At 72.6% G+C, this 23,142-nt stretch carries 24 protein-coding genes and 1 tRNA gene; 7 read left to right on the forward strand and 18 right to left on the reverse strand.

The features are described 5' to 3' along the window. Position 1: 1 nt before the first annotated feature. Both ABD211_RS17020 and ABD211_RS17025 read right to left on the reverse strand, forming a co-directional pair. Positions 2-847, reverse strand: coding sequence for a hypothetical protein (locus tag ABD211_RS17020; protein WP_344132279.1), 846 nt, complete (start codon positions 845-847; stop codon positions 2-4). A gap of 24 nt (positions 848-871) precedes the next feature. After that, positions 872-1,366: a SigE family RNA polymerase sigma factor gene (locus ABD211_RS17025; RefSeq protein WP_344132282.1), complete on the reverse strand. Its 495-nt coding sequence runs from the start codon at positions 1,364-1,366 to the stop codon at positions 872-874. Between the two features lie 100 nt (positions 1,367-1,466). Between ABD211_RS17025 and ABD211_RS17030 the strand changes: the two genes are divergently transcribed. Beyond that, the gene (locus ABD211_RS17030) at positions 1,467-2,564 is read left to right on the forward strand and encodes a winged helix DNA-binding domain-containing protein (RefSeq protein ID WP_344132285.1); all 1,098 of its coding nucleotides are present in this window, start codon (positions 1,467-1,469) and stop codon (positions 2,562-2,564) included. Here ABD211_RS17030 and ABD211_RS17035 read toward each other — a convergent pair. Continuing rightward, the gene (locus tag ABD211_RS17035) at positions 2,507-3,067 is read right to left on the reverse strand and encodes a hypothetical protein (protein WP_344132288.1); all 561 of its coding nucleotides are present in this window, start codon (positions 3,065-3,067) and stop codon (positions 2,507-2,509) included. The genes ABD211_RS17030 and ABD211_RS17035 overlap by 58 nt on opposite strands. A 53-nt stretch (positions 3,068-3,120) precedes the next feature. On the opposite strand from ABD211_RS17035, the gene ABD211_RS17040 reads away from it, so the two are divergent. Then, positions 3,121-4,002: an LLM class flavin-dependent oxidoreductase gene (locus ABD211_RS17040; protein WP_344132292.1), complete on the forward strand. Its 882-nt coding sequence runs from the start codon at positions 3,121-3,123 to the stop codon at positions 4,000-4,002. Between the two features lie 47 nt (positions 4,003-4,049). Beyond that, positions 4,050-5,315, forward strand: a complete 1,266-nt coding sequence (locus ABD211_RS17045) for a hypothetical protein (protein WP_344132295.1) — start codon at positions 4,050-4,052, stop codon at positions 5,313-5,315. 75 nt (positions 5,316-5,390) lie between these two features. Here the strand turns inward: ABD211_RS17045 and ABD211_RS17050 are convergent, their stop codons facing one another. The 11 genes from ABD211_RS17050 to ABD211_RS17100 all read right to left on the reverse strand — a co-directional run bounded on the left by ABD211_RS17050 (position 5,391) and on the right by ABD211_RS17100 (position 16,785). After that, the gene (locus tag ABD211_RS17050) at positions 5,391-5,561 is read right to left on the reverse strand and encodes a hypothetical protein (protein ID WP_344132298.1); all 171 of its coding nucleotides are present in this window, start codon (positions 5,559-5,561) and stop codon (positions 5,391-5,393) included. A gap of 89 nt (positions 5,562-5,650) precedes the next feature. Continuing rightward, positions 5,651-6,220, reverse strand: coding sequence for a nucleotidyl transferase AbiEii/AbiGii toxin family protein (locus ABD211_RS17055; RefSeq protein ID WP_344132301.1), 570 nt, complete (start codon positions 6,218-6,220; stop codon positions 5,651-5,653). A gap of 392 nt (positions 6,221-6,612) precedes the next feature. Continuing rightward, the gene (locus ABD211_RS17060) at positions 6,613-6,882 is read right to left on the reverse strand and encodes a TetR/AcrR family transcriptional regulator C-terminal domain-containing protein (protein WP_344132304.1); all 270 of its coding nucleotides are present in this window, start codon (positions 6,880-6,882) and stop codon (positions 6,613-6,615) included. Between the two features lie 13 nt (positions 6,883-6,895). Next, positions 6,896-8,479: a histidine ammonia-lyase gene (gene hutH, locus ABD211_RS17065; RefSeq protein ID WP_344132307.1), complete on the reverse strand. Its 1,584-nt coding sequence runs from the start codon at positions 8,477-8,479 to the stop codon at positions 6,896-6,898. Continuing rightward, positions 8,476-9,642, reverse strand: coding sequence for an imidazolonepropionase (gene hutI, locus ABD211_RS17070; RefSeq protein WP_425560435.1), 1,167 nt, complete (start codon positions 9,640-9,642; stop codon positions 8,476-8,478). Before hutI ends, hutH begins: the two co-directional genes overlap by 4 nt. Continuing rightward, the gene (locus tag ABD211_RS17075; RefSeq protein ID WP_344132352.1) at positions 9,639-10,964 is read right to left on the reverse strand and encodes a formimidoylglutamate deiminase; all 1,326 of its coding nucleotides are present in this window, start codon (positions 10,962-10,964) and stop codon (positions 9,639-9,641) included. The genes hutI and ABD211_RS17075 overlap by 4 nt, the downstream gene beginning before the upstream one ends. Further along, positions 10,961-12,193 carry an allantoate amidohydrolase gene (locus ABD211_RS17080; RefSeq protein ID WP_425560436.1) on the reverse strand — a complete coding sequence of 411 codons (1,233 nt, stop codon included), beginning with the start codon at positions 12,191-12,193 and terminating at the stop codon, positions 10,961-10,963. Before ABD211_RS17080 ends, ABD211_RS17075 begins: the two co-directional genes overlap by 4 nt. Before the next feature lie 284 nt (positions 12,194-12,477). Continuing rightward, a complete protein-coding gene (gene hutU, locus ABD211_RS17085; protein WP_344132316.1) occupies positions 12,478-14,148 on the reverse strand; it encodes a urocanate hydratase in 1,671 nt (556 codons plus the stop codon). Positions 14,149-14,212: 64 nt separating this feature from the next. Further along, complete coding sequence (locus ABD211_RS17090) at positions 14,213-15,223, reverse strand: glycine betaine ABC transporter substrate-binding protein (RefSeq protein WP_344132319.1); 1,011 nt, start codon at positions 15,221-15,223, stop codon at positions 14,213-14,215. A gap of 67 nt (positions 15,224-15,290) precedes the next feature. Then, positions 15,291-16,031, reverse strand: a complete 741-nt coding sequence (locus ABD211_RS17095; protein ID WP_344132323.1) for an ABC transporter permease — start codon at positions 16,029-16,031, stop codon at positions 15,291-15,293. A 73-nt stretch (positions 16,032-16,104) separates the two neighbouring features. Next, complete coding sequence (locus ABD211_RS17100; protein ID WP_344132326.1) at positions 16,105-16,785, reverse strand: ABC transporter permease; 681 nt, start codon at positions 16,783-16,785, stop codon at positions 16,105-16,107. A gap of 3 nt (positions 16,786-16,788) precedes the next feature. Between ABD211_RS17100 and ABD211_RS17105 the strand changes: the two genes are divergently transcribed. Next, complete coding sequence (locus ABD211_RS17105) at positions 16,789-17,772, forward strand: ABC transporter ATP-binding protein (protein WP_344132329.1); 984 nt, start codon at positions 16,789-16,791, stop codon at positions 17,770-17,772. Positions 17,773-17,776: 4 nt separating this feature from the next. Further along, the gene (locus ABD211_RS17110; RefSeq protein WP_344132332.1) at positions 17,777-18,592 is read left to right on the forward strand and encodes an MOSC domain-containing protein; all 816 of its coding nucleotides are present in this window, start codon (positions 17,777-17,779) and stop codon (positions 18,590-18,592) included. 14 nt (positions 18,593-18,606) lie between these two features. On the opposite strand, the gene ABD211_RS17115 is transcribed toward ABD211_RS17110, so the two are convergent. The 4 genes from ABD211_RS17115 to ABD211_RS17130 form a co-directional block, all read right to left on the reverse strand. Next, positions 18,607-18,679 (reverse strand) — tRNA-Leu (locus ABD211_RS17115). 28 nt (positions 18,680-18,707) lie between these two features. Beyond that, positions 18,708-19,184 carry a thioredoxin-dependent thiol peroxidase gene (bcp, locus tag ABD211_RS17120; RefSeq protein WP_344132335.1) on the reverse strand — a complete coding sequence of 159 codons (477 nt, stop codon included), beginning with the start codon at positions 19,182-19,184 and terminating at the stop codon, positions 18,708-18,710. A gap of 4 nt (positions 19,185-19,188) precedes the next feature. Further along, positions 19,189-19,905: a DsbA family protein gene (locus ABD211_RS17125; protein ID WP_344132338.1), complete on the reverse strand. Its 717-nt coding sequence runs from the start codon at positions 19,903-19,905 to the stop codon at positions 19,189-19,191. Next, the gene (locus ABD211_RS17130; protein WP_344132341.1) at positions 19,902-20,426 is read right to left on the reverse strand and encodes a MauE/DoxX family redox-associated membrane protein; all 525 of its coding nucleotides are present in this window, start codon (positions 20,424-20,426) and stop codon (positions 19,902-19,904) included. Before ABD211_RS17130 ends, ABD211_RS17125 begins: the two co-directional genes overlap by 4 nt. Before the next feature lie 83 nt (positions 20,427-20,509). On the opposite strand from ABD211_RS17130, the gene ABD211_RS17135 reads away from it, so the two are divergent. Beyond that, complete coding sequence (locus ABD211_RS17135) at positions 20,510-22,204, forward strand: copper resistance CopC/CopD family protein (protein WP_425560437.1); 1,695 nt, start codon at positions 20,510-20,512, stop codon at positions 22,202-22,204. 82 nt (positions 22,205-22,286) lie between these two features. Further along, positions 22,287-23,142 (forward strand): hypothetical protein (locus ABD211_RS17140; protein ID WP_344132347.1); only part of this gene is annotated, 856 nt, incomplete at its 3' end.

Here is a 23,142-nt window from a genome sequence, read left to right on the forward strand (position 1 = left end):
GCTACTTGCCGCGGTGGATCATCTTGTTGGACTGGTCGACGAAGGGGGCGGGCATCGTTAGGGACCAGCGGGGGTCCTTGGCCATGGCCGTCATCCTGGTGACCGAGAGGATCGTGTCCGGGCGGGTGGCGCCGCGGCCGTGGCCGAACGGGCCGCTGTACGACTCGATCATGACGACCACCCCGTCGGCGCGCATCAGTTCGATGCGGACGTCCTTGAGGGAGCACTTGGTGTCCGGGCACCCGTACGGGCCCATCGTGGCCACCCGCAACCTGGCGCCGCCGGGCAGGTCCGACACCGTGCAGGTGAAGCCCTTCCCGTCGGGCGGGCAGGTCAGCTCGCCGGGCGCGGGCTCGCCGTCGGTGTAGCTCAACGGCTGGTTGCTGACGCCCGCCGTGATGGTCGCCTTGCCGTGACCGTCGTCGAGGACGAACATCCCCGACGCGGTGCCCGGGACGTCGTAGAAGTCGATCTCGGAGATCCGGCCGTCCGGGACCAGCGTCTTGAGGACGGCGACGACCGCCTGCCCGCTGGTGGCCTTGTGGCCGGGCGGGATGACCAGCGCGGGCGCGGACGCCGAGGGTTCGACGGTCTTCTCGGCCGCCGACGTCCCGGCCGCCGACGCGAACTGCGGGACCGTCGTGGGGGCCGGGCCGGCGGTGAGCGTGGCGATCACGCCCGCCGACGCGGCGATGACCAGGGCCGTGGCCCCGCTGGCGAGCGCGGCGAGCCGGCGCCGCCGCAGTCGCGTCCCGGCGGCGACGGCGTCGGTGACGAGCGAGCCGAGCGGCGGCGGGCCGCTGTCGGCCAGCTCCCCGGTGAGCCGATCGCGAATCTCGGACTGCATGAGCAACCTCTTTCGGAGGGCGGTTCAGGAAGTGGTGATCGGTAGGTCCGTGCCGAGGACCGCGCGCAGGTCCGCCAGCGCCCGGACCGTGAGGCTCTTCACCGCGGACGGCGTGAGCCGCAGGATCTCGGCGGTCGTCTCGACGCTGTGGTCGTCCCAGTAGCGCAGGACGATCACGGCGCGGCGTTGTGGCGGCAGCCCGCGCAGCGCGTCCACCAGGGTCAGGCGGAGGTCCGCCTGGTCCCCGGAACCCGCGCTGTCCGGAATGTCGGCCACGGGCCGTTCCGTCGAGCGGAGCCGCCGTTTCTCGGTGAGGAGCTCGCGCAGCAGCACCCGGCGCGCGTACGCGTCGACGTTCTCCCGACGCAGGATCCGCGCCCACGAGACGTACAGCTTGGCCAGGGTCTGCTGGGTGAGGTCCTGCGCCTGGTGCCAGTCGCCGCACATCAGGTAGGCCAGGTCCCGCAGCCGGGCCGCCCGTACCGTCGCGTACTCGATGAACTCGTCGTGGGCCGACACGTCCCCCGCCCTTCGTGGCTGCTGAGCGTACCTACGTAGGTAAGGACGCGGTGGCCCGGGAAACGGATGCTGTCGCAGGTCGGGCCTAGACTCCGTGCCCATGGACGCGCTGGAGGTCGCCCGCCGGCGGCTGCACAATCAACACCTTTCGGGCGTCGCGCTGAGCGATCCGGTCGCCGTGGTCCGCCACCTCGGCTGCGTCCAGGCCCAGGAGTACGCGGTGGCGCGCTGGGCCGTCGGGCAACGCTGTGCGGGTGTCGACGACGACGCGGTGCGCGACGCCGTCGACGCGGGCCGCATCCTGCGCACCCACATCATCAGGCCGACCTGGCATTTCGTCGCCCCGGAGGACATCCGGTGGATCCAGGCCGCCACCGCGCCGCGGGTGCACCGGCTCAGCGGCACCTACTACCGCATGCACGGCCTCGACGACGAGATGGCCGCCCGGACCGCGAAGGTGATCGCGTCCGCGCTGCGCGGCGGCAACCACCTCACCCGCCCCGAGCTGGCCGCCGTGCTCGCCGCCGCCGGCCTGCCGGCCACCGGCAACCACCTGGCGTACGTGGTGATGCGCGCCGAGCTCGACTGCCTCATCGTCAACGGCCCGATGCGCGGCAAGCAGCACACGTACGCGCTGCTCGACGAGCGCGTGCCGGACCGCGGTCCGGACTACACCCCCGACGAGGCCCTCGCGGAGCTGACCCGCCGCTTCTTCACCAGCCACGGCCCCGCCACGGTCAAGGACTTCGCGTCCTGGTCGAGCCTGACACTCACCCAGATCCGGCACGGCCTGTCGCTGGTCGGTCCGGCCCTGGAGTCCGTCACGGTCGACGGCCGGGTCTACTGGTTCGCGCCGTCCGCCCCGCCGCCGCGCGACCCGTCACCCACCGCGCACGTGCTGCCCATCTACGACGAGTACGTGCAGGCCTACTCCGAGGGCCGGCTGCCCATCGTGAACGTCGCGGACCGCGACATCGGCCCGGCCAACCTGAACATGCTGGCCCACCCGCTGGTGCTCGACAGCCAGCTCATCGGCTACTGGCGGCGCACGGTAACCGGCGCCGGCATCGAGGTCACCCCGACCGTGGCCGTCGACTTGTCCGACGCCGAGCGGGCCGCGATCGAGGCGGCCTTCGCCCGTTACGGCGCCTTCGCGGGCGCTACCGTCACCGTGGCCTGGCCCGCCCGCGCCACGTAGGCGAGCGCCAGGCCGGTGCAGATCACCAGCAGCCAGGGCAGCACGCCCGCGTCCTGCGAGATGCGCACCCACAGCGGCAGGGCGTCCGGGTCGTCCGGGCCGCCGAGGCGCTTGACCGCGCCGGTCATCGCGGCGGGCAGCCACGCCAGCGCGTACTCCCGGGGTGCCTCGGCGGCGCTGAACCGCGCGGACACGAAGGCGATCATCGCAGCCTGCACCGCGACCGCCCCGCCGAGGACGCCGAGGACGCCGGCCCAGGCCGGGCGCAGGCGGCGCGCGATCAGGGCGGTGCCGGTGACCACAGCGGCCCACAGCAGGGTGGCGGTCAGCGCGGCCGTCGCCCCGTCGCCGATCAGCGAGAGCAGCAGCGCCACGGCGACCAGCGCGCCGAGCAGCGGCCACAGCGTGATCGCGGGTCGGCGGGCCAGCCAGCGGCCCGCGCCGATGCCGGCGGCGAGCAGGACCAGGGCGGCGACGGCGAAGAACACGGCCTCGTCGGACACGACTACCTCCTGCTCTCGGGGTGCACAGACTACGACGTGGCAAGGTGGAGCGCATGCGACTGTCGATCTGGCCCGGCGCGGGGCAACCTTACGGCGAACTGGTGGCGGCGGCCCGGCACGCGGGCGAGACCGGCTGGGACGGCGTGTACGTGGCCGACCACTTCATGCCGAACGCGGGCGGCGTCCGCCTGCCGGACGATCCGGTCCTGGAGTGCGGCTCGCTGCTCGCCGCGCTGGGCGCGCTCGTGCCGCGGGTGCGGATCGGCGCGCTCGTCTACGGCATCACGTACCGGCACCCGGCCGTGCTCGCCAACATGGCGGCGACCGTGGACCACATCACGGACGGCCGGTTCATCCTCGGCGTCGGCGCGGGCTGGCAGGTCAACGAGCATGAGCAGTACGGCATCGAGCTGCCGCCGGTGAAGCAGCGGCTCGACCGGTTCGTCGAGGCGCTGCGCGTCCTGCGCGGCCTGCTCACCCAGCCGACCACCACCCTCGACGGGGAGTACTACCAGCTCACCGACGCGTACTGCGAGCCGAAGCCGGTCCAGGACCCGTTGCCGATCCTCATCGGTGGCAGCGGCGAGAAGCGCATGCTGCGCATCGTCGCCGAGCACGCCGACGCGTGGAACACGTGGGGCCGCCCCGACCTGATCGCGCACAAGATGGCCGTGCTCGACGGGCACTGCGCGGCCGTGGGCCGGGACCCGCGGTCGATTCTCCGGTCCGCGCAGGCCCTCACCGTCGTCGACGGGCCGCTGCCGGAGAACATGCCGATGCCGGTCATCGGGGGGTCGCCGGGGGCGCTCGCGGACACGATCGCGCAGTACCGGGCGATCGGGCTCGACGAGCTGATCGTGCCCGACGGGTTCCTCGGCACGGGCGCCGACCGGCTCAAGGCGATGGACACGATCCTCGGCATTGTCCGGGGTTGATACGAATTCAAATATCGAAGCGTGACGCCGTCGTATACGTTGGGTGAATGGCGGACAGGGCGCTGCGCCACGCGGTGCTGCGGTTGATGGAGGACGGCGAGCGGCGGCACGCGCGGGGCGACCAGCCCGGCGCCATCGACGCGTATGAGCGCGCGTGCGTCATGGTCCGGGAGGCGATCGAGAGCGAACCCCGCGACCAGGACAACGTCCAGCAGCTCGGGGCGATGCTCTACACCCTCGGCGAGTGGCAGCTGAACGGCGGCGACCTGGACGCGGCCGTCGACACGCTCACCGAGGCCGAGGCGGCCTACGGGCGGCTCCGCCGGCCGGGGGCCGGGCAGCTCGTGGCCGACGTCGTGATCCGTCGGGCGCGGGTGCACGCGATGGCCGGGCACCCGCTGTCCGCGATCTCCGACGCGCAGCAGGCCGTCCTGGCCTGCCTCGACCGGATCGAGGACGACCCCGGGCGGCAGGCCCGGCTCGACGCGGCCCGCGTGCTCGGCATGGCCTCCCACGTCCAGTTGCTCATCGGCGCCGACCCGGACATCGCCGTGGGCGCCGCCGACTGGGCGCTGCGCGAGTTCCTGGGCGCGTTCGGTGCCGGCGGCCGGTTCGCCCTGCCCCTCGAGTACGCCCCGGCGGTGCAGGCCGCGGGCACGACGGCGTACGTCCTGCATGCGGCGGCCGGCCGGGAGGACCTGGTGCCCATGGCGCGGTGGTTCCTCACCACGGCCGGCGGTCGGGTGCCCGAGGACGGCATCGTCGCGCAGGCCACCGGCCTGGTCACGCTGGCGTGGGCGCTGGACTCGGTCGAACGCCACGGGCCCGCGCGGACGCTCACCGCCCCGGCGCGCGACGTGCGGATCCTGGTGCCCGCGATGCGCTGCTCCCGGCAACTGGCCCCGGCCCACGCCGTGATGCTGTCGGACGCCCAGATCGACGCCGCCGGCGTGATGGAGGAGCGGCTCCTCGCGCTCGAGGCGCACGCGCTGTTCGCCGGCGCCTCGCAGGCCCAGCTGCCCGCGATGCGCTACGAGTTCGGTCACTTCGGACAGCACTGGGCGACGGCGGTCGTGAACTTCGGCCAGCGCCACCTGGAGAACGAACTCCTCGACGCGGCCCTCGACGCGGCCCGGTGGCTCACGGGCATCGTCGGTCAACTCCTGCTGCCGGCGATGATCGACCCGAAGGCGCGACTCGTTGCCCTGGGCTGCGCCCGCTGGCAACACGACCTCTACACCCGCACGGCCGACAAGCCGGCCGCGGCAAGCGCCGCCGAGACGATCGCCCTCCTCGAACCCGACGCATCCTGATCTCCATGGAAAATCTTGGGACGAATCACGCGGTTATCCGTGGATTTGGTCCCAAGATTAAGTGGGGGTGATCGATTAGCGAACGGCGTCCGCGTGCGCGTCGGCGTGGGTCGCCACCTCGGGCTCGTGAGGGACCTCGCGGAACGGGGCGACGCGGGTGGCGATCACGATGAAGGCGATGATCAATATGCGCGAGCCCACGTCGAGCACGCCACCGTCCAGGCCTAGCAACGCGTCGAATGCCATGAGATAGAGCGTTCCAGTTGGGCTGTCGTCACGACACCAGGACACCTCCACAGTCGACGGTAGGGCTAGCCCTACCGTCCGGTGGCGACCTACGCCTCGGCGAGGAGGCGAATGCGCCAATCTGCGTAGCGTCCGCGCATGTCGGCAATACGGGTGGCGGACACGCCATAGGCGGCGAAACGCCGATCGGGGTAGCGGCCCAGAACGCCGAAGAGGTCAGCAAGGATGCGGCGGTCGAAGCCGGCGTCAGTCTGCTCCGCGAGTTCGCAGAGTCGGTCGCGGCTGTAGCGTCCGGACGTGATCGCGGCGTCCACGTCGAGGAAGTCCCGTGGTTCCGCGCGGGTGAAGGGTGCGGACATCTTGCCGGCGATGACGTCGTCGGGGTGGAGGACCGGTCCGACGCTCATCGTCACTGGCGGCAGGGCCCGCCAGTTCGCGGCCAATTCCACTTTGTATGGATGATCGGCGGCAGCCGGGTCGGTTACTGCCAGGCGAGCGAAGGTGTCGAAGCGCTGCGCGACCACGACGCTGTAGCCGTGCTCCACGTAGGTGGCCACAACCGCGTCAACCGCCGTGGCGAATTCGCTGCGGCGGACCCATGCGGTGAAGAGATCGACGTCCTCGGTGGGCCGGTCCAGAATGCCGTGGGCCTGGTCCACTCAGCCGGCCATAGCTCGGGGCGGGTCGGCAAGCTCCGGGAAGCGGGGCCTGCCACAGCGCCCGGAGCTGGGCTGGGAGCCACAGGTCGCTCCATCGTCGCCGCAGCGTGGCACCGTCGAGCCAGCGGTGTAGATCATCGACGCTGGTCGCCTCGTTCAGGACTGTCTGATACATCACCTGCAGGTCGCCGGGGTCATCGAGGTCGTATGTCGCATCGCCGGACCAGTCCAGCCGGTGGTCGAGGGTGACGGTGCCGCTGTCCGGGCCGCGGAGGTCGGCCAGACGCACCGCGATCACGTAGTGCCGTTGCTGGGCGTAGCCCGAGCCCGGCGGCGCGATCCCTTCACGGCTCATGGCGCCTCCCTGTGGCTCCTTTATCGCACCGATTCTCTCACCTGATGAGGGTGGCGATGCCGTCGAGGATGCGGTCGAGGCCGAAGGCGAAGTCCTCGTCGATGGTGTCGGCGTCCTCGAAGGTGCCGGCGTCGATGAGGGCGTTGACCTCGGGGAACCTGGCCCGGTCGGCGACGGCGGCGAGGTTGGCGCCGTAGTTGAGCAGCATCTGCTGCCACTTGTCGTCGCGGCTGACGGCCGCCTCGATGTCGATCATCAGTTGGGACTCGCGCCACACGTAGCCGCTGACCAGCATGATGGCCTGCATCTTGTGGTGCGGATCAGGCCAGCGGCCCGATCTCGGCCTCCACCTGGTCGCGCAGCGTACGGCCGGCGATGAGGGCGCGGGTCGACTCGAGCACGGGCGCGAGGAAGACGTCCGGACCGGGGGACCCGGCGAATTCGGCGACGAGCGAGACCGCGCGCCGCCCGGCGGGCGACGGGGCCAGCGGCGAGCGCAGCTGCAGGCCCCGGACCGCGGCGAGCAGTTCCACGGCGAGCAGGCTCGTCAGGTTGTCGAGCACCACGCGCAGCTTGCGGGTGGCCGCCCAGCCCATCGACACGTGGTCCTCCTGCATGCCCGACGTCGGCACCGAGTCGACCGACGCGGGCGAGGCGAGGCGCCGGTTCTCGGCGACAATCCCCGCCGCCGTGTACTGCGCGATCATCAGCCCCGAGTTGACGCCCGGATCGGGGGTGAGGAACGCCGGCAGCTCCCGCGAGCGGGTCACGTCGAGCAGCCGGTCGGTGCGTCGCTCCGAGATCGAGCCGACCTCCGCCGCCGCGATGGCCAGGAAGTCGGCCGCGAAGCCGAGCGGCGCGCCGTGGAAGTTGCCCGTCGACAGCACCCGCCCGTCCGGCAGCACGACCGGGTTGTCGACGACCGACGCCAGCTCCCGCGCCGCGACGAGCCGCACGTGGTCGAGGGTGTCGCGGGCCGCGCCGGCGACCTGCGGGGCGCACCGGATCGAGTACGCGTCCTGGACCGCGTGCTCCAGGTCGTCGCGGTGCGAGTCCATGATCCCGGAGTGCTGGAGCAGCCGGTGGATGTTCGCCGCCGAGACGGCCTGCCCGGGGTGCGGCCGGATCGCGTGCAGCTCCGGCAGGAACGGCCGGTCCGAGCCGAGCATCGCCTCGGTCGCCAGGGCCGCGGTCACGTCCGCCATGGTCAGCAGGTGCTCCAGGTCGGCGATGGCGAGCAGCAGCATCGCCAGCATGCCGTCCGTACCGTTGATGAGCGCGAGGCCCTCCTTGGCGGCGAGCGTGACCGGCGACAGCCCGGCCGACGCGAGCGCCTCCCCGCCCGGGATCCGCGACGCGGACACCCCGACCGGCCCGACCGGCACGGCGTCCTTGCCGAGCACCCACCCCTCGCCGAGCAGCACGAGCGCGCAGTGCGCCAGCGGCGCCAGGTCGCCCGACGCGCCCAGCGAGCCGTGCTCGGGCACCCACGGGGTGATGTCGTGGTTGAGCAGGTCCACCAGCCCCTGCGCGACCAGCGGCCGCACGCCGGACCGCCCCAGCGCGAGCGACCGCACGCGCAGCAGCATCATGGCCCGGACGACCTCGCGCGGCATCGGCACGCCCACGCCCGCGGCATGCGAGCGGATCAGCGCGTGCTGCAGCTCCTCCCGCCGGGCCGGGGTGATCGGCGTGCCGGCGAGCGCCCCGAACCCGGTCGACACCCCGTACACGGGCCGGCCGTCGCGTTCGATCGCGTCGACCAGCGACCGGGACGCGGCCATCGCGGCGGTCGCGTCGGAGCCGAGCGCCACGGGCGCGTCATGGCGGGCGACGGCGAGCACGTCGGCGGCGGCGATCCCGGTGGACGCGACGTGGATGGGCCAGGACAGGGTGGCGGTCATGAGGGCACTCCATCGTGCAGCACGGATGTGATCAGCGGGACGCCCGGCCGGTAGGCCAGGTGCAGGTAGGAGGGTGCGTCGAGCAGCGCGACGTCCGCGCGCGCCCCCACGCCGAGGTGTCCGACGTCGTCACGGCGCAGCGCCTTCGCGCCGCCGGCCGTGGCCGCCCACAGGGCCTCGGCCGGGGTGAGCCGCATCTCGCGCACGGCCAGGGCCACGCAGAACGGCATCGACGACGTGTACGACGACCCCGGGTTGCAGTCGCTGGCCAGCGCCACCGTCGCGCCCGCGTTGAGCAGCCGCCGCGCCGGCGGATACGGCGACCGGGTGCTGAACTCCGCCCCCGGCAGCAGCGTGGCCACGGTCGACGACGCCGCGAGCGCGTCCACGTCCGCGCGCGACAGGTGCGTGCAGTGGTCGGCGCTCGCCGCCCCCACCTCCACGGCCAACCGCACCCCGCCCCCCGCCGCGAGCTGGTTCGCGTGCACCCTGGGCAGCAACCCGGCCGCCATCCCGGCCGTCAACACCGCGCGGGCCTGCTCCACGTCGAACGCCCCACGCTCACAGAACACATCAACCCACTTCGAGTACGCCGCGGCGGCCGTCAGCATCGGCCCGCAGACCTCGGCGACGTAGTCGTCGGGACGGTCGGCGAACTCGGCCGGCACGACGTGGGCGCCGAGGAAGGTCGTCTCCGTCGTCACCTCGCCCGCCAGGCGCAGACTCCGCGTCTCGTCGGCGACGGTCAGCCCGTACCCACTCTTGATCTCGATAGTGGTGGTGCCCTGCCGCAGCGCCTCGCGGCGAAGGCGTCCCACGGACGCGCGCAGTGTCTCGTCCGTCGCCGCCCGCGTCGCGGCGACCGTGGTCCGGATGCCCCCGCCGGTGTACGGCTCGCCGGCCATCCGGGCGGCGAACTCGGCGGCCCGGTCGCCCCCGAACACCAGGTGCGTGTGGCTGTCGACGAACCCGGGGATGGCGGCGCGCCCGGCGGCGTCGAGCCGCTCGTCGGCATCGGGCGCCTTGTCGGCCGCGCCGACCCAGGCGACCTTACCGTCCGTGATGACGAGAGCGGCGTCGGTGAGCAGCCCGAGCTGTGAGTTGTCCCCGAGCGTCCGGTCGTTGGTGACGAGTTCGCCGACATTGGTGATCAACAGGCTCACGACCACACCGCCTTGACGGACGCGGACAGGGCGTGGGGGACGTCCTCGACGAGTTGGTGCTGACCGTCGCGGACGATGACGCGGCCGTCGACCACGACGTGGGTGACGTCGGCGGCGGTCGCCGCGTACAGGGCGGCGGCGTCGGCCGCGTTCCGGTCGTAGCCGGCCGCGCGGACCGTGTCGAGGCGCACGGTGACCAGGTCGGCCCGGGCGCCGGGGGCGATGACGCCGGCGTCGGGCCAGCCGAGCGCCCCGTGACCGGCGGCGGTCGCGGCGCCGAGCAGTTCGCCGACCGCGAAGTGGCCGCGTCGCTCGTCGTGCAGGCGGGCGTTGAGCTCGACGGCGCGGGCCTCCTCCAGCAGGTCGATCACCGCGTGGGAGTCGGAGCCCAGGCTCAGCGCGCAGCCGCCGTCGACCAGGGCGCGGGCCGGCCCGATCCCGTCGGCGAGGTCGCGTTCCGTCGTCGGACAGAAGCACGCGCCCGCGCCGGCGTCGCCGAGCAGCGTCCGATCGAGGTCCGTCAGATGGGTGGCGTGCACGGCGGTCAGCCACGGCCCGACCAGTCCCGCCCGGTCGAGCAGTTCCGTCGGGGTGCACCCGTGGGTGGCCAGGCACGCCTCGTTCTCGGCCCGCTGCTCGGAGACGTGGACGTGCAGCGTGGCCTGCCCGGTCCCGGCCAGCGCGGCCAGCTGCGGGCGCGGCACGGCGCGCACCGAGTGGGCGGCCGCACCGATCCGGGCGTGCGGTTTCGGTTGCAGTCCGCCCATCCGGGCGGCCCAACCGTCCACGTCACCGTCGCTGAACCGGCGCTGCGCACCCTCGGGCGGCGCGCCGTCGACCCGGGACGTGAGGTAGACGGTGTCGAGCAGCGTGATCCGGATGCCGGCCTCGGCGGCCGCCTCGATCAGGGCGTGCCCCATGACGTTCGGGTCGCCGTACGGCCGGCCGTCGGGGTCGTGGTGCAGGTAGTGGAACTCGCCCACGCAGGTGATCCCGGCCAGCGCCATCTCGGCGTAGGTCGCCCGGGCCAGCGCGAGGTAGCGGTCCGGGTCGAGCGTGGCGGCGAGGGCGTACATCTGCTCGCGCCACGTCCAGAACGTCCCCTGGCCGGCGTGGGTGCGCCCGCGCAACGCCCGGTGGAACGCGTGCGAGTGGGCGTCGGCCAGGCCCGGCAGGGTCAGCCCGGCCAGGCGGGTGGCGTCGTTCCCCCTGGTCCCGGGCGTAACGGCGGTGACCCGGCCGTCGTCGACCTCGATGAGCACGTCGTGCACGAGGCCCGCCGGCCCGCCCAGCCAGGCGTGCTCCGCGAGATAGCGCGTCACCGGCATGCCAGCTCCTCCAACGTGGCGGCCAGCGCCTCGATGCCCGCGGCGCAGTCCTCGTCGGTGGCGTGCTCGCCCGGCGCGTGCGACACCCCGGTCGGGTTGCGCACGAACAGCATGGCGGTGGGCATGACGGCGGACAGCACGCCGGCGTCGTGCCCCGCGCCGGTCGGCAGGACGGGCACGCCGCCGAGGGCCGTGGCGAGCCGGTCGCGCAACGCTGCGTCGAACTCGACCACGGCTGTGACCGACTCGGCCGTGACGGCGACCGCGGTCCCGTCCCGGGTGGCGCGTTCGGTCGCCTTTGCCGTCACGCTCCCGATGAGCTGGTCCAGCGTGGACTGTTCGGCGGCGCGGGCGTCGAGCCACGCGGTGACCTGCCCGGGGACCGCGTTGGTGGCGTTGGGGCTGACGTGGACGCGCCCCATGGTGGCGTGCGCGCCGGACAGGCGCGCCTCCTTGTTCGCGGCGAGCACGGTGAACGCGAAGGTCAGCATCGGGTCGTGCCGGTCGGCCATCCGGGTGGTGCCGGCGTGGTTGGCCTCCCCACGGAAGTCGAACCGCCACCGCCCGTGCGGCCAGATGGCGCTGGCCACCCCGACGGCCGCGTCGAGGTCCACCAGCGCCCGCCCCTGCTCGACATGCAGTTCCACGAAGCACCCGAAGCGCGCCACGAGGTCGGGATCCGGCCCCACCTCGGCCGGGTCGCCGCCGGTCGCGGCGATCGCCCGGGCGAGCGTCACCCCCTCCCGGTCGGTGAGCGCGAGCGCCCGCCGCGTGTCCACGGCCCCGGTGAGCAGCCGTGACCCGAGACACGCCAGCCCGAACCGCGACCCCTCCTCCTCGGCGAAGGTCGCCACGACGATGGGGCGTCGCGGCGTGTGCCCGCGCTCGCGCAGCAGGTCGACGGCGACGAGCGCGGACACGACCCCCAACGGCCCGTCGTAGCCGCCCCCGTCCGGCACGGAGTCGAGGTGGCTCCCGGTCAGCACGGCGTCGTCGCCGTCGCCCCACCACGCGAACAGGTTCCCGTTCCCGTCGACGCGCAGCTCAAGGTCCCGGTCGGCGGCCTCCTCGGCGAACCACTCCCGGCACTCCAGGTCGGCCCCGTTCCACCCGTGCCGCCGGTATCCGCCGGTCTCCTCGTCGCGCCCGATCTTCTCCAGCGACCGCCACAACGCCCGGAACCGCTCCACGACATCAACGGACACGGAGCTCACCGTCACGATGCGTGTTGGGCGGCTCGCCCCCCACTACGACCCCCCTCCCACTTTGCTCTGCTTCCCTATAGGAATCAGGCACACGGAGTAGTTGTCGCAGCTGACCACATAAAGCAATCGATCCACTACCTTCCGACATTTGTCGAGCTCAGCTCCGGTGCTTCCTAGAGGGAAGCAGAGCAAAGCTGGCGGAGAGGGGTGGGTGGGGGGTGCGGGGTGACGCAATTGTGGGGGTGCCGCGAGCACGGAGCGTGACCCCACTCGACCGGTGCCGTCATTACCGGGCGTGGCGATCATGGCTGGAGTGCGGTGGGGTCGGACTCGCGCATGGGGATGCGGACGCCGCGGGCCGAGGCCACCGCCTCGGCCTCCTCGTAGCCGGCGTCCACGTGACGGATCACGCCCATGCCGGGGTCGTTGGTGAGAACCCGGGCGATCTTTTCGGCGGCCAGGGGGGTGCCGTCGGCGACCGTGACCTGGCCGGCGTGGATCGAGCGGCCGATGCCGACGCCGCCGCCGTGGTGGATCGAGACCCACGAGGCGCCGCTGGCCGTGTTGACCAGAGCGTTGAGCAGGGGCCAGTCGGCGATCGCGTCGGAGCCGTCGCGCATCGACTCCGTCTCGCGGTAGGGGGACGCGACGCTGCCGCAGTCGAGGTGGTCGCGGCCGATCACCACCGGGGCGGACAGTTCGCCGGAGGCGACCATCTCGTTGAAGCGCAGGCCCGCCCTGTCGCGCTCGCCGTAGCCGAGCCAGCAGATCCGGGCCGGCAGGCCCTGGAACGCCACCCGCTCGCCGGCCATCCGGATCCATCTAGCCAACGACTCGTTCTCTCCGAACAGGTCGAGGACCGCCCGGTCCGTCGCCGCGATGTCCGCCGGGTCGCCCGACAGGGCGGCCCAGCGGAAGGGACCCCTGCCCTCGCAGAACAACGGCCGGATGTACGCCGGGACGAAGCCCGGGAACGCGAACGCCCGCTCGAAGCCGCCCAGCTGGGCCTCGCCGCGGATCGAGTTGCCGTAGTCGAAGACCTCCGCGCCGGCGTCGAGGAAGCCCACCATCGCCTCGACGTGGCGGGCCATGGACTCGCGGGCGCGGTCGGTGAACTCGGCCGGCTTCGCCGCCGCGTAGTCGGCGACATCCGCGAGCTGGACCCCCACGGGAACGTAGCTGAGCGGGTCGTGCGCGCTGGTCTGGTCGGTGACGATGTCGACCGGCACGCCCCGGCGCAGCAGTTCCGGCAGGACCGTGGCCGCGTTGCCGACCACGCCGACGGACAGCGCCCGGCGCTCCCGCTTCGCCGCCAGCGCCAGGGCCACGCCCTCGTCGAGCGAGTCCGCGACCACGTCGAGGTAGCGGGTCTGCACCCGGCGCGCGAGGCGCGACGGGTCCACGTCGACGATGAGGCACGCGCCGCCGTTCATGGTCACCGCGAGGGGCTGGGCGCCGCCCATCCCGCCGCAGCCGGCCGTCAGCGTGAGCGTGCCGGCCAGGGACTCGCGTCCCAGCGAAGCGGCCACCGCGGCGAACGTCTCGTACGTGCCCTGCAGGATGCCCTGCGTGCCGATGTAGATCCACGAGCCGGCGGTCATCTGGCCGTACATGGTCAGGCCCAGGGACTCCAGGCGGCGGAACTCCGGCCAGTTCGCCCAGTCGCCGACCAGGTTCGAGTTGGCGATCAGGACGCGGGGCGCCCACTCGTGGGTCCGGAACACCCCCACCGGCCGGCCCGACTGGACCAGCATGGTCTCGTCGTCGGCCAGGGTGGTCAGCGTCCGGACCAGGGCGTGGTACGACGGCCAGTCGCGGGCCGCCCTGCCCGTGCCGCCGTAGACGACCAGGTCGTCCGGGCGCTCCGCCACGTCCGGGTCAAGATTGTTCATGAGCATCCGTAGGGCGGCCTCCTGCGGCCAGCCCTTCGCGCGCAGGGTCCGACCCCGGGCGGCGCGCACCATTGCACCCATGTGAGCAGCCTAAGACGGTTCGGGCCCGGCCGTGGTCGACCGGGCCCAACCGTGATCAATCAGCTCACGCGGGGGTGAGCGAGCTGTCCGACGAGAAGACCAGCGCCAGCGAGGCGTTGCCGTTCTTCAGGGAGCCCTTGGAGAGCGGGCCACCCGCGTCGGCCTGGAAGAAGTTGCCGAAGTTGATGCCGTAGGCCTGCAGCAGGCCCGGCTGGCAGAAGGGCCGCTGGGGGCACTCCGGCGGGCCGGCCAGGACCGAGGCCTTGCCGTTGCACTTCGCGGCGAAGTCCGACAGCGTCTTCAGGCCGTACTTGTCGGCGAGCGCCTTGGTGGTGGCGAACGCGTTCTGGTCGGCGGCCGCCGACGGGGTGCCGACCGTGAGCTTGTACTTCTCGGCGAGCGGCTTGAGGGCCGCGATCGTGGCGTCGATGTCGCCGCTCGCCACCTGCTGGGCGTCCTTGCCGTTCGCCTTCTGGTTGAGGAACTCGGTCAGCGTCGCGGCGTACTCCGGGAAGACCGTGATCTCGCCGCGCTCGATGGCCGGCTCGTACACCTCGCGGTTGGTGCTCTTCTTCACCGTGGCCTTGAAGCCGGCCGCGTTGAGGGCCAGCTTGTACAGCTCGGCGAGGGTGACGCTCTCGGCGAAGCCGGCGGCGCCGACGACCACGGCGCCGCTGCCGCCCGACAGGCCGGTGGTGAGCCCGTTGGCGTCGGCGAACTCCTTGGCGGCCACGGCCGGGGTCTTGCGGTCGATGTCGACGGCCTTGTTCAGCGCGACGAGCTTGGGGGTGTCCAGCGCCGCGGCGACCTTGTCGACCGCGGCCAGCAGGGCCGGGCTCGACTTGGCCGTGTTCACCACGGCGACGACGTTGTCGGCGTTCTGCAGCTTCTTGTCGTCGGTGAGGACGACCAGGACGTCGCCCTTCTCCGGGGCGCAGCCCGCGCCGGCCGCCGTGGCCGTCGCCGGTGCCGCCGTGCCCGAGGAGCCCTTCTCGCCACACGCGGTCAGCGTGCCCGCCACGACCAGCAACCCGGCCGCGGTCAATAGGGAAAATCTGTGTGTACGCGATGACATGAGCCCAGCCAATCCCGCGATCGGGATCTTGGCAACTCCAATCGGTGTGGTGGGGATAACCGTCTGATTAAGGTTTCGCCGCCGCGGCGCTGGCGTCGACCCGATCGGCTGCTGAGCTGGGCGGACGCCGTACCCCCTGGCGGAGCGCGCGCGGCGTGAGTGCGCGCTGTGTCAATGCCAACAGCCCTTCGAGTGCGAGGCAGAGCGCGATGACGATCAATCCGCCGGCGACCACCTGGCCGCCGCCGGAGGCGAGCCCGAGCCCGAAGCCGCGGCTGATGATCATGCCGAGGCCGCCACCGTTGACGAACGCCGCGAGCGTCGCGGTCGCGACGATCTGCACCGCCGCGGTGCGGAATCCACTGAGGATGTACGGCACCGCGAGCGGCAGTTCCACCCGGCCCACCACCTGCGCGCCCGACAGGCCCATGCCGCGCGCCGCGTCGCGCACGTCCGGATCCACCTCGCGCATGCCCAGGTACGCGTTCGACAGCAGCGGCGGGATGCCGAACACCGTCAGGGCCAGGATGATCGGCGGGTACCCGGCGCCGAAGCCGGCGACCACGAACAGCGTGAGCAGCGCCATCGTCGGGACCGCGAGGGTCAGGTTGGCCAGCGCCACGATGAACCCGCCGCCCCTGCCGGTGTGACCCAGCACCACACCGACCGGCACGGCGATCGCGAACGCCAGCGCCAGCGCGCACACCGAGATGAACAGGTGCTCGGCGGCGCGCGCGAGGATCCCGTCCGGATTGGTCCAGTTCAGCGGGTCGTTGAGCCAGACGATCGCGTCGCCGAAGATGTTCATGCCGCCGCCTCCGCTGCGCTCCGGCGTCGGCATGAGTTGGCACTGAGCTGATGATTCGCTCGCTGACGCTCGCTCATGAGGTCCTCCGGCGGCGCGACCAGGGCATGAGCACCTTGCCCAGCACGATCAGGAGCAGGTCGAAGGTGAGCGCCAGCACGATGCAGGCCAACGTCGCGAACATGATCTGCGGCCGGTAGAAGTTGTTGGTGAAGCCCGTGAGGATCTCCATACCGAAGCCGCCGTAGCTGACGATCGAGGTGACGGTGACCAGGGCCACGGTGGAGACGGTGGCGATGCGCAGGCCGGTGATGATGCCCGGCAGCGCGAGCGGCAGGTCGATGCGCCACAGCAGCTGCCATGGTCCGTAGCCCATGCCACGGGCGGCGTCGCGGACCTCGGCGGGCACCTGCCGCAGGCCGGTGAGCGCGTTGCGGACGATCGCCAGCAGGGCATACATGACCAGGCCCACGAGGGCCGTCTGGATCGTCAGGCCCAGCAACGGGCCGAGCAGCGCGAACAGCGCGAGGGAAGGGATCGTGTAGAGCACGCCGGACAGTGACAGGATCGGACCGGCCAGCCAGCGCACCCGGCTGGCCACGACGGCGAGCGGGATCGCGATGGCCGCGGCGATCGCGATCGCTAGTACGGTCAGCTGGACGTGCTGCGTCAGCGCCGCCGTGATCGATTCCTGGTTCTGCTTGATGTACTCCCACGAGAACCACGGGTTGCGCGGGTCGTCCGCGAGGAAGGACATGGGGTGAACGCTACCGCCGCCGCGCCGATCCGGCTCGAATCGGTCCGCAAGGAGTACGACGACGGCACCGTGGCCGTGCGTGGGCTCACGCTCGACGTGCCCGCCGGCGAGCTGGTCGTCCTCATCGGCCCGTCCGGCTGCGGCAAATCGACGATCCTGCGGATGGTCAACCGGCTCATCGAGCCGACGGCCGGCCGCATCGTCGTCGACGACGAGGACGTCACCCGCGCCGACCCGGTCACGCTGCGCCGCCGGATCGGGTACGTCATCCAGCACGTCGGCCTGTTCCCGCACCAGACGATCCGGGCGAACGTCGCCACCGTCCCGAAGCTGCTCGGCTGGCCCCGTGACCGCGTCCGCACCCGCGTCGACGAGCTGCTCGACCTCGTGGGCCTCGACCCCGCCCGCTACGGCGGCCGCTACCCGCACGAGCTGTCGGGCGGTCAGCGCCAGCGCGTCGGCGTCGCCCGCGCCCTGGCCGCCGACCCCGTCGTACTCCTCATGGACGAGCCGTTCTCGGCCGTCGACCCGATCGTGCGCGCCCGCCTGCAGGAGGAGTTCCGTCGGCTGCAGGAGACCGTCCGCAAGACGATCGTCTTCGTCACCCACGACGTGGACGAGGCGGTCCGCCTCGGCGACCGGATCGCGGTCCTGTCCGAGGCGGGGCAACTCGAGCAGTACGACACGCCGGCCCGCGTCCTCGCGGCCCCCGCCAACGACTTCGTGGCCGACTTCGTGGGCGCCGACCGGGGCATCAAGCGCCTCGCGGTGACCCCCATCCCGGCCGACCGGCTCCGCCCCCTCCCGGCGGACGCCGACGGGGGCCCGACCGTCGACGCCGGCGCCACCCTGCGTGACGCCCTCGCCGCACTGTTGGAGGGCGGCACCGGCTGGGTCGCGGTCGTCGCCGACGGCACGGCGCGCGGCGTCCTCACGCCCGACGACGTCTACGCGACGCTCCGCGACGCGGCGACCGTGAAAGAGTGAGGACATGCAGGTCACCGCACTGACGACGTACCCCGTGAAAGGTTGTTACCGGGTGGACCGGCGACGGGCCCACGTGTATCCGTGGGGTCTCGACGGCGACCGACGGTGGCTGATCGCCGACCGGGAGACGGGCGCGGCGGTGACCCAGCGTGAGATCAGCGCGCTGACCGTGCTGCGGCCCACCCTGGCGGCCGACGGGCGGCTCACGATCACCGCCCCGGACCGGCCCGACCTGGTCGTGCCCGAACCGGTCGACGGGCCCCCGCAGGAGGTGACCGTCTGGAGCTTCACCGGGGCGGCGGCGCGGGCCGGCGAGGCGGCCGACGCGTGGCTGTCCGAGGTGCTCGACCGCAAGGTCCGGCTGGTCTGGCTCGACGACCCGACGCGGCGCACGATCAAGCCGCCGTACGCGTGGCCGGGCGACGTGGTGAGCTTCGCCGACGGGTACCCGCTGCTGCTGGCGAACACGGCGTCGTTGGCGGCGCTCAACGACTGGCTGGCCGAGGACGGCTCGCCGGAGTGGCCGCTGCCGATGGAGCGGTTCCGGCCCAACGTGGTCGTGACGGGTGCTCCCGCGTGGGCCGAGGACGACTGGGTGGGCCGCCTGGTGCGCATCGGCGAGGTGACGTTCCGGGTGCCGGAGCCGTGCGGCCGGTGCGTGGTGACGACGACCGACCAGGAGACCGGTGAACGCGGCCGGGAGCCGCTGCGCACCCTGGCGCGGCACCGGTCGATCGGGCAGAAGCTGCTGTTCGCCGTGAATCTCATCCCGGAGGGGGCCGGCGAGATCGGGGTGGGCGACCCGGTCACCGTGCGGTGACCGGGGCCCGTGGGTGGGGCCGGTGAGAGTCGAACTCACACTGGCACGGACCTAAACCGTGTGCCTCTGCCATTGGGCTACGGCCCCCGTCAGCCCTTGTAGCTTAGGGCCGACGTCAGTCGAGGCCTAGATCGCGTCGGAGTTTGGCCACGTGACCTGTGGCCTTGACGTTGTAGAGGGCTCGTTCGATCTTGCCGTCGGCGTCGATGACGAACGTGGAGCGGATCACGCCCTGGACGGTGCGGCCGTAGTTCTGCTTCTCGCCGAAGGCCCCGTAGGCGGTCAGCACGCTCTTGTCCGCGTCGGAGACCAGCGGGAACGTCAGCGCGTCGTGCTCCCGGAACTTGGCGAGCTTCGCCGGGGCGTCCGGCGAGATGCCGACGACCCGGTAGCCGGCCTTCTGCAGGGACGCCAGCGAGTCGCGGAAGTCGCACGCCTGCTTGGTGCAGCCAGGCGTCATGGCGGCCGGGTACGCGTACAGGATGACCTTGTCGCCGCGCAGGTCCTTCAGCGCGAGCCGGCCGCCGTCGTCGGTGGGCAGATCGAAGTCGGGCGCCGGGTCACCGGCCGCCAGCCGCACAGGTTCCGTCATGTCGCTAACCTACTGCGCCGTTGACGGCGGCCGTGAGGGCCTCGACGGTCGACTCGATCTGCTTGTCGTTGACGAACGCCGTGGGGGTGCCCCGCAGCCCACGTTCCGAGGCGGCGGCGGTGACCTTCGGCACCCAGGTGAGGTACGTGCCGCCCGTGACGCACTGCGCGAAGGTGTCGCTGAGCCCGACGTCGCGGCCGATCTGGATGAGCTGGTCGTCGGGCAGGCCGTCGCCGCCCTCGGGGGGCTGCTGCGCGTAGAGCGCGGTGGCGTACTCGTTGAGCTTGCCGCCGTCCGACGCGCACCCGGCGGCGGCCGAGGCGCGGGTCGAGTAGTTCGTGGTGGAGGCGTCGTCGAGGATGGCGACCGGGTGCAGGATCACCTCGGCCCTACCGGCGGCCATCATCTCGTTGAGGGTGGGCCCGGCGGCCTGCTCGAACGCCTTGCACGCCGGACACATGAAGTCGACGTACAGCTCGACCTTCGCCTTGCCGCCCGCGCCGCCCACCGGCAGGCCGACCCCGCCGGCGGTCGCGTTGACCGGCGTGGTGGCCTTCGTGGACTTCTGCGACGACCAGACGCCCCAGCCGATGAAGCCGGCGACGACGATGACCGCTCCGGCGATGAGCATGACGATCCGTAGCCGCCGCTTGCGATCCTCGCGGGCGAGCTGCGCGCGTACCACCTGGTTGGCCTGCTTGCTCTTCGCCCTGCTGCTCACGCGTCACTCTCCTGCAAGCTGTAGTCGCCGAGTACATATCCGTCAACGGACAAGGGTGTGCGGGGGTACGCGACAAGGAAGATGGCCAGGGCGAGGAGCCCGACGTCGCGGGCGATCTCCCAGCCGTAGTTCGGGCTCTGGCCGGGGGCCAACTCGCCGCCGGTGCCGAAGCAGCCGCAGTCGATGGACAGCCCGCGCGCCCACACGGACGCGATGCCCGCGATGAAGATCGCCATGAGGGCCGCGCCGATGGCGGCGGCCAGCCGCGTGGCGAGGCCGATGAGCAGGAGCAGGCCGAGCGCCAGCTCGACGAAGGGGAGCACGGCGCCCACCGTCGCCGACACGTCGTAGGGCATCAGTCGGTAGGCGTGCACGGCGCGGCCCGATGCGGCGAGATCGCCGACCTTCGAACCGCCCGCGACGAGAAAGACCCCGGCGAGCACGACCCGGGCGGCGAGCCCGATCCACGGTCGTGTTCTCGACCAGGCGCCGACAGGTGTCGTCACCGCTGTCACGTCCATTTGTCGTTGCGAACCGGTCCGGGGTTCCCGGTCAATTTAACCCGGCCGGGCCGTGGGTCCACGAAACGCCGCGATGAGCCATGATGGTGCGTCACCCGGTGGGAGGAGCGTCCGTCGTGAGCGAGGCCAGTCTGGTTAGGCGGCGTGCCGCGACACTGCTGGCGGGCATCCTGCTCGCGCTGATCGTGGTGCTGGCCGGCCCGGCCGCGCCGGCGAGCGCGCACGCCACGTTGGTGAGCACCACACCGGCCGCCAACTCGGTGGTCAGCCAGCCGCCCGCCGCCGTGGTGCTGACGTTCAGCGAGCCGGTGAGCCCGATCGCGGGCAAGGTGCGCGTCACCGGCCCGAGCGGCCGGGCGGACGGGGGCGAGCCGCGCGTCGAGGGCACGAACGTCACCATCGACCTGGGCCCGAACACGCCCAACGGCACGTACCTGGTCAGCTACCGGGTGATCTCGGCCGACGGCCACCCCGTCACCGGGGCGTTCACCTTCTCGATCGGCGCGCCGTCGCCGGGCGGGGCGCCGACCGAGGCGGCGGAGGCCGCGACCAGCCCGGTCGTGACGGCGCTGTTCCCGGTCGCGCGGTACCTCGGCTACGCCGGCCTCGCGCTGCTTGTCGGCGCGGTGCTCGTGCTCACGGCGCTGTGGCCGCAGCGGCTCGCCTCGGCCGGCCTCGTCCGCGTCGCGTACGTGGGCGCGGTCCTCATCGCGGTGGCGACCGTGCTGGAGGTCGTGCTGGAGGTGCCCTACGTCATGGGCGGCGGCCTGTTCGGGGCCGGCGCCGAGGCGTGGAAGGAGGTGCTGGGCAGCCGGTTCGGCACCGCGCATCTGGTCCGGTTGGGCGTACTCGGCGTGTCTTTGATCCTGCTGCGCCCCGTGGTGCGCGGCCGCAGCTGGGGCTCGGACCGCATCCTGCTGTGCGTGCTCGGGGTGGTGGGCCTCGCCACGTGGTCGGTGTCGGGGCACCCGGGGGCGTCGCCGGCCCCGATGGTCACCGTGCTCGCGGACATGGTGCACCTCGGCTCGATGGGTGTCTGGCTCGGCGGACTCATCATGTTGTTCCTGTTCGTGCTGCCCAGGGCCAACGCGGCCGAGCTGGCCGCGATCGTGCCCGTGTGGTCGCGCTGGGCCACCTACGCGGTGGGGGCGTTGCTCCTCACCGGCCTCGCCCAGGCGCTGATCGAGGTGGGCTCGTTCGATGCGCTCATCGACACCCGGTACGGCTGGCTGGTCATGGCGAAGGCCGGGCTGGTGCTGGTGATCCTGGCCGTGGCGTCCACGTCGCGGCGGCTGGTCGCGCCGATCGCGACCGCGGAGCCGGGCGCGGCGCACCGGCTGCGGATGATCGTGCTGGCCGAGGTGGCCATCATCGCGGTCGTGCTCGCCACGACGGCCGTGCTCGTGCAGACCACGCCGGCCCGCACGGCCGTCGACCAGGTCGAGGGCCCGCCGCTGCAGTCGATCTCGTTGACCAGCAAGCTGTTCACCCTGCAGGGCGACATCCAGCCGGCCGCCGTCGGCATCAACGAGATCCACCTGTACGCCTTCGCGCCCACCGGCGGCGAGATCAAGATCGAGCAGTGGACGGCGACCGCGGCGCTGCCCAGCCAGGGCATCGAACCCATCGAGATCAACCTGCTGGCGATCACGCCGAGCCACGCGTACGGCCAGGTCACGCTGCCGGTGGCGGGCGCCTGGGAGTTCACCCTCACGCTGCGGACCACCGAGATCGACCAGGCGACCGTGAAGGCGCAGGTCCAGATCGCGCCGGACTGACGGGCGCGGTGCGTCGCTACCGGTCCCTTATTCGCATATGGTGCGAAAACACCATTTTCGAGTACCGGTATGTGGGGGCACCATGGCGTCGCTGCGCGCGTTCGCGAGCCTGGCCAGAGCCAGCCGGCTGCGGCTGGCCGCCGGGCGGCTGCGGACCGCGGCCGGCATCATCGTCCTGCTGACCGCCGTCCCGCTGACCATCGGCGGCATCGCGGGCTGGCACGTCATGCAGCACCGCGGGCCTGGCGGCGGCTTCGACGCCACCCTCGCGCCGCTGGACACCGACGGGTACGCCATCGTCGTGCCCGACCCGTCCGCGCTGTTCGCGGCGCAGGGCTACCTCGCCCGCACGGGCGCGTCGCGGGTGCGGGTCACCGCCGCCTCCGTCGGCGGCGAGCCGCTGCTCCTCGGCCTCGCCACGGACCCGGCCGGCTACCTCGCCGGGGTCCGGCACGGGGTCCTCGGCGACGTCCGTATGGCGCGCGGCCCGCTGCCGGTGCGCGTCGACACCGTCGCCGGCACCCGTACGCCCGCCGACCCGCGCGCCCAGACGTTCTGGCGCGGCACCGCGCCCGCGGCCGTCGACCTGACCATGGGCGGATCGTCCCCGCCCGCGCCCGCCCTCGTCCTCATGCGCGCCGACGGCGCGCCCGGCATCCACGCGACCGTACGGGTCAGCGTCTTCCCCCGCTGGCTCAACCCGGCGACCTGGGGTCTGCTGACCGCCGGCCCGCTGCTGCTCGTGTTCGGCGTCCTGATGCTCAGCTGGCGTCGCCGCACCGCCACGGTCGTGGTCGTGCCGACGACCGACGTCGACGAGCTCGTCACCGTGCTCCGTCAGGCCACCGGCCAGTTGCCCACCGTGCCGGCGGCCCGGCACCGCCACGACTCGGCGCGCCGCGACCCGGCCCGCGCGCCCGCCGGCCGCCCGGCCCCGG

This window comes from Luedemannella flava (assembly GCF_039528515.1).
In the GTDB taxonomy this organism is placed as follows: domain Bacteria; phylum Actinomycetota; class Actinomycetes; order Mycobacteriales; family Micromonosporaceae; genus Luedemannella; species Luedemannella flava.

Excerpts from the sequence above, each read along its gene's own strand:
- ABD211_RS17030 (WP_344132285.1), top strand. The coding sequence starts at position 1,467 with ATGGACGCGCTGGAGGTCGCCCGCCGGCGGCTGCACAATCAACACCTT.
- ABD211_RS17045 (WP_344132295.1), top strand. The coding sequence starts at position 4,050 with ATGGCGGACAGGGCGCTGCGCCACGCGGTGCTGCGGTTGATGGAGGAC.
- hutU (WP_344132316.1), bottom strand. The coding sequence starts at position 14,148 with ATGGGTGCAATGGTGCGCGCCGCCCGGGGTCGGACCCTGCGCGCGAAG.
- ABD211_RS17110 (WP_344132332.1), top strand. The coding sequence starts at position 17,777 with ATGCAGGTCACCGCACTGACGACGTACCCCGTGAAAGGTTGTTACCGG.
- ABD211_RS17020 (WP_344132279.1), bottom strand. The coding sequence starts at position 847 with ATGCAGTCCGAGATTCGCGATCGGCTCACCGGGGAGCTGGCCGACAGC.
- ABD211_RS17060 (WP_344132304.1), bottom strand. The coding sequence starts at position 6,882 with ATGCAGGCCATCATGCTGGTCAGCGGCTACGTGTGGCGCGAGTCCCAA.
- ABD211_RS17135 (WP_425560437.1), top strand. The coding sequence starts at position 20,510 with ATGGTGCGTCACCCGGTGGGAGGAGCGTCCGTCGTGAGCGAGGCCAGT.
- ABD211_RS17130 (WP_344132341.1), bottom strand. The coding sequence starts at position 20,426 with ATGGACGTGACAGCGGTGACGACACCTGTCGGCGCCTGGTCGAGAACA.
- ABD211_RS17040 (WP_344132292.1), top strand. The coding sequence starts at position 3,121 with ATGCGACTGTCGATCTGGCCCGGCGCGGGGCAACCTTACGGCGAACTG.
- ABD211_RS17095 (WP_344132323.1), bottom strand. The coding sequence starts at position 16,031 with ATGAACATCTTCGGCGACGCGATCGTCTGGCTCAACGACCCGCTGAAC.
- hutH (WP_344132307.1), bottom strand. The coding sequence starts at position 8,479 with ATGACCGCCACCCTGTCCTGGCCCATCCACGTCGCGTCCACCGGGATC.
- ABD211_RS17100 (WP_344132326.1), bottom strand. The coding sequence starts at position 16,785 with ATGTCCTTCCTCGCGGACGACCCGCGCAACCCGTGGTTCTCGTGGGAG.
- ABD211_RS17090 (WP_344132319.1), bottom strand. The coding sequence starts at position 15,223 with ATGTCATCGCGTACACACAGATTTTCCCTATTGACCGCGGCCGGGTTG.
- ABD211_RS17050 (WP_344132298.1), bottom strand. The coding sequence starts at position 5,561 with ATGGCATTCGACGCGTTGCTAGGCCTGGACGGTGGCGTGCTCGACGTG.
- bcp (WP_344132335.1), bottom strand. The coding sequence starts at position 19,184 with ATGACGGAACCTGTGCGGCTGGCGGCCGGTGACCCGGCGCCCGACTTC.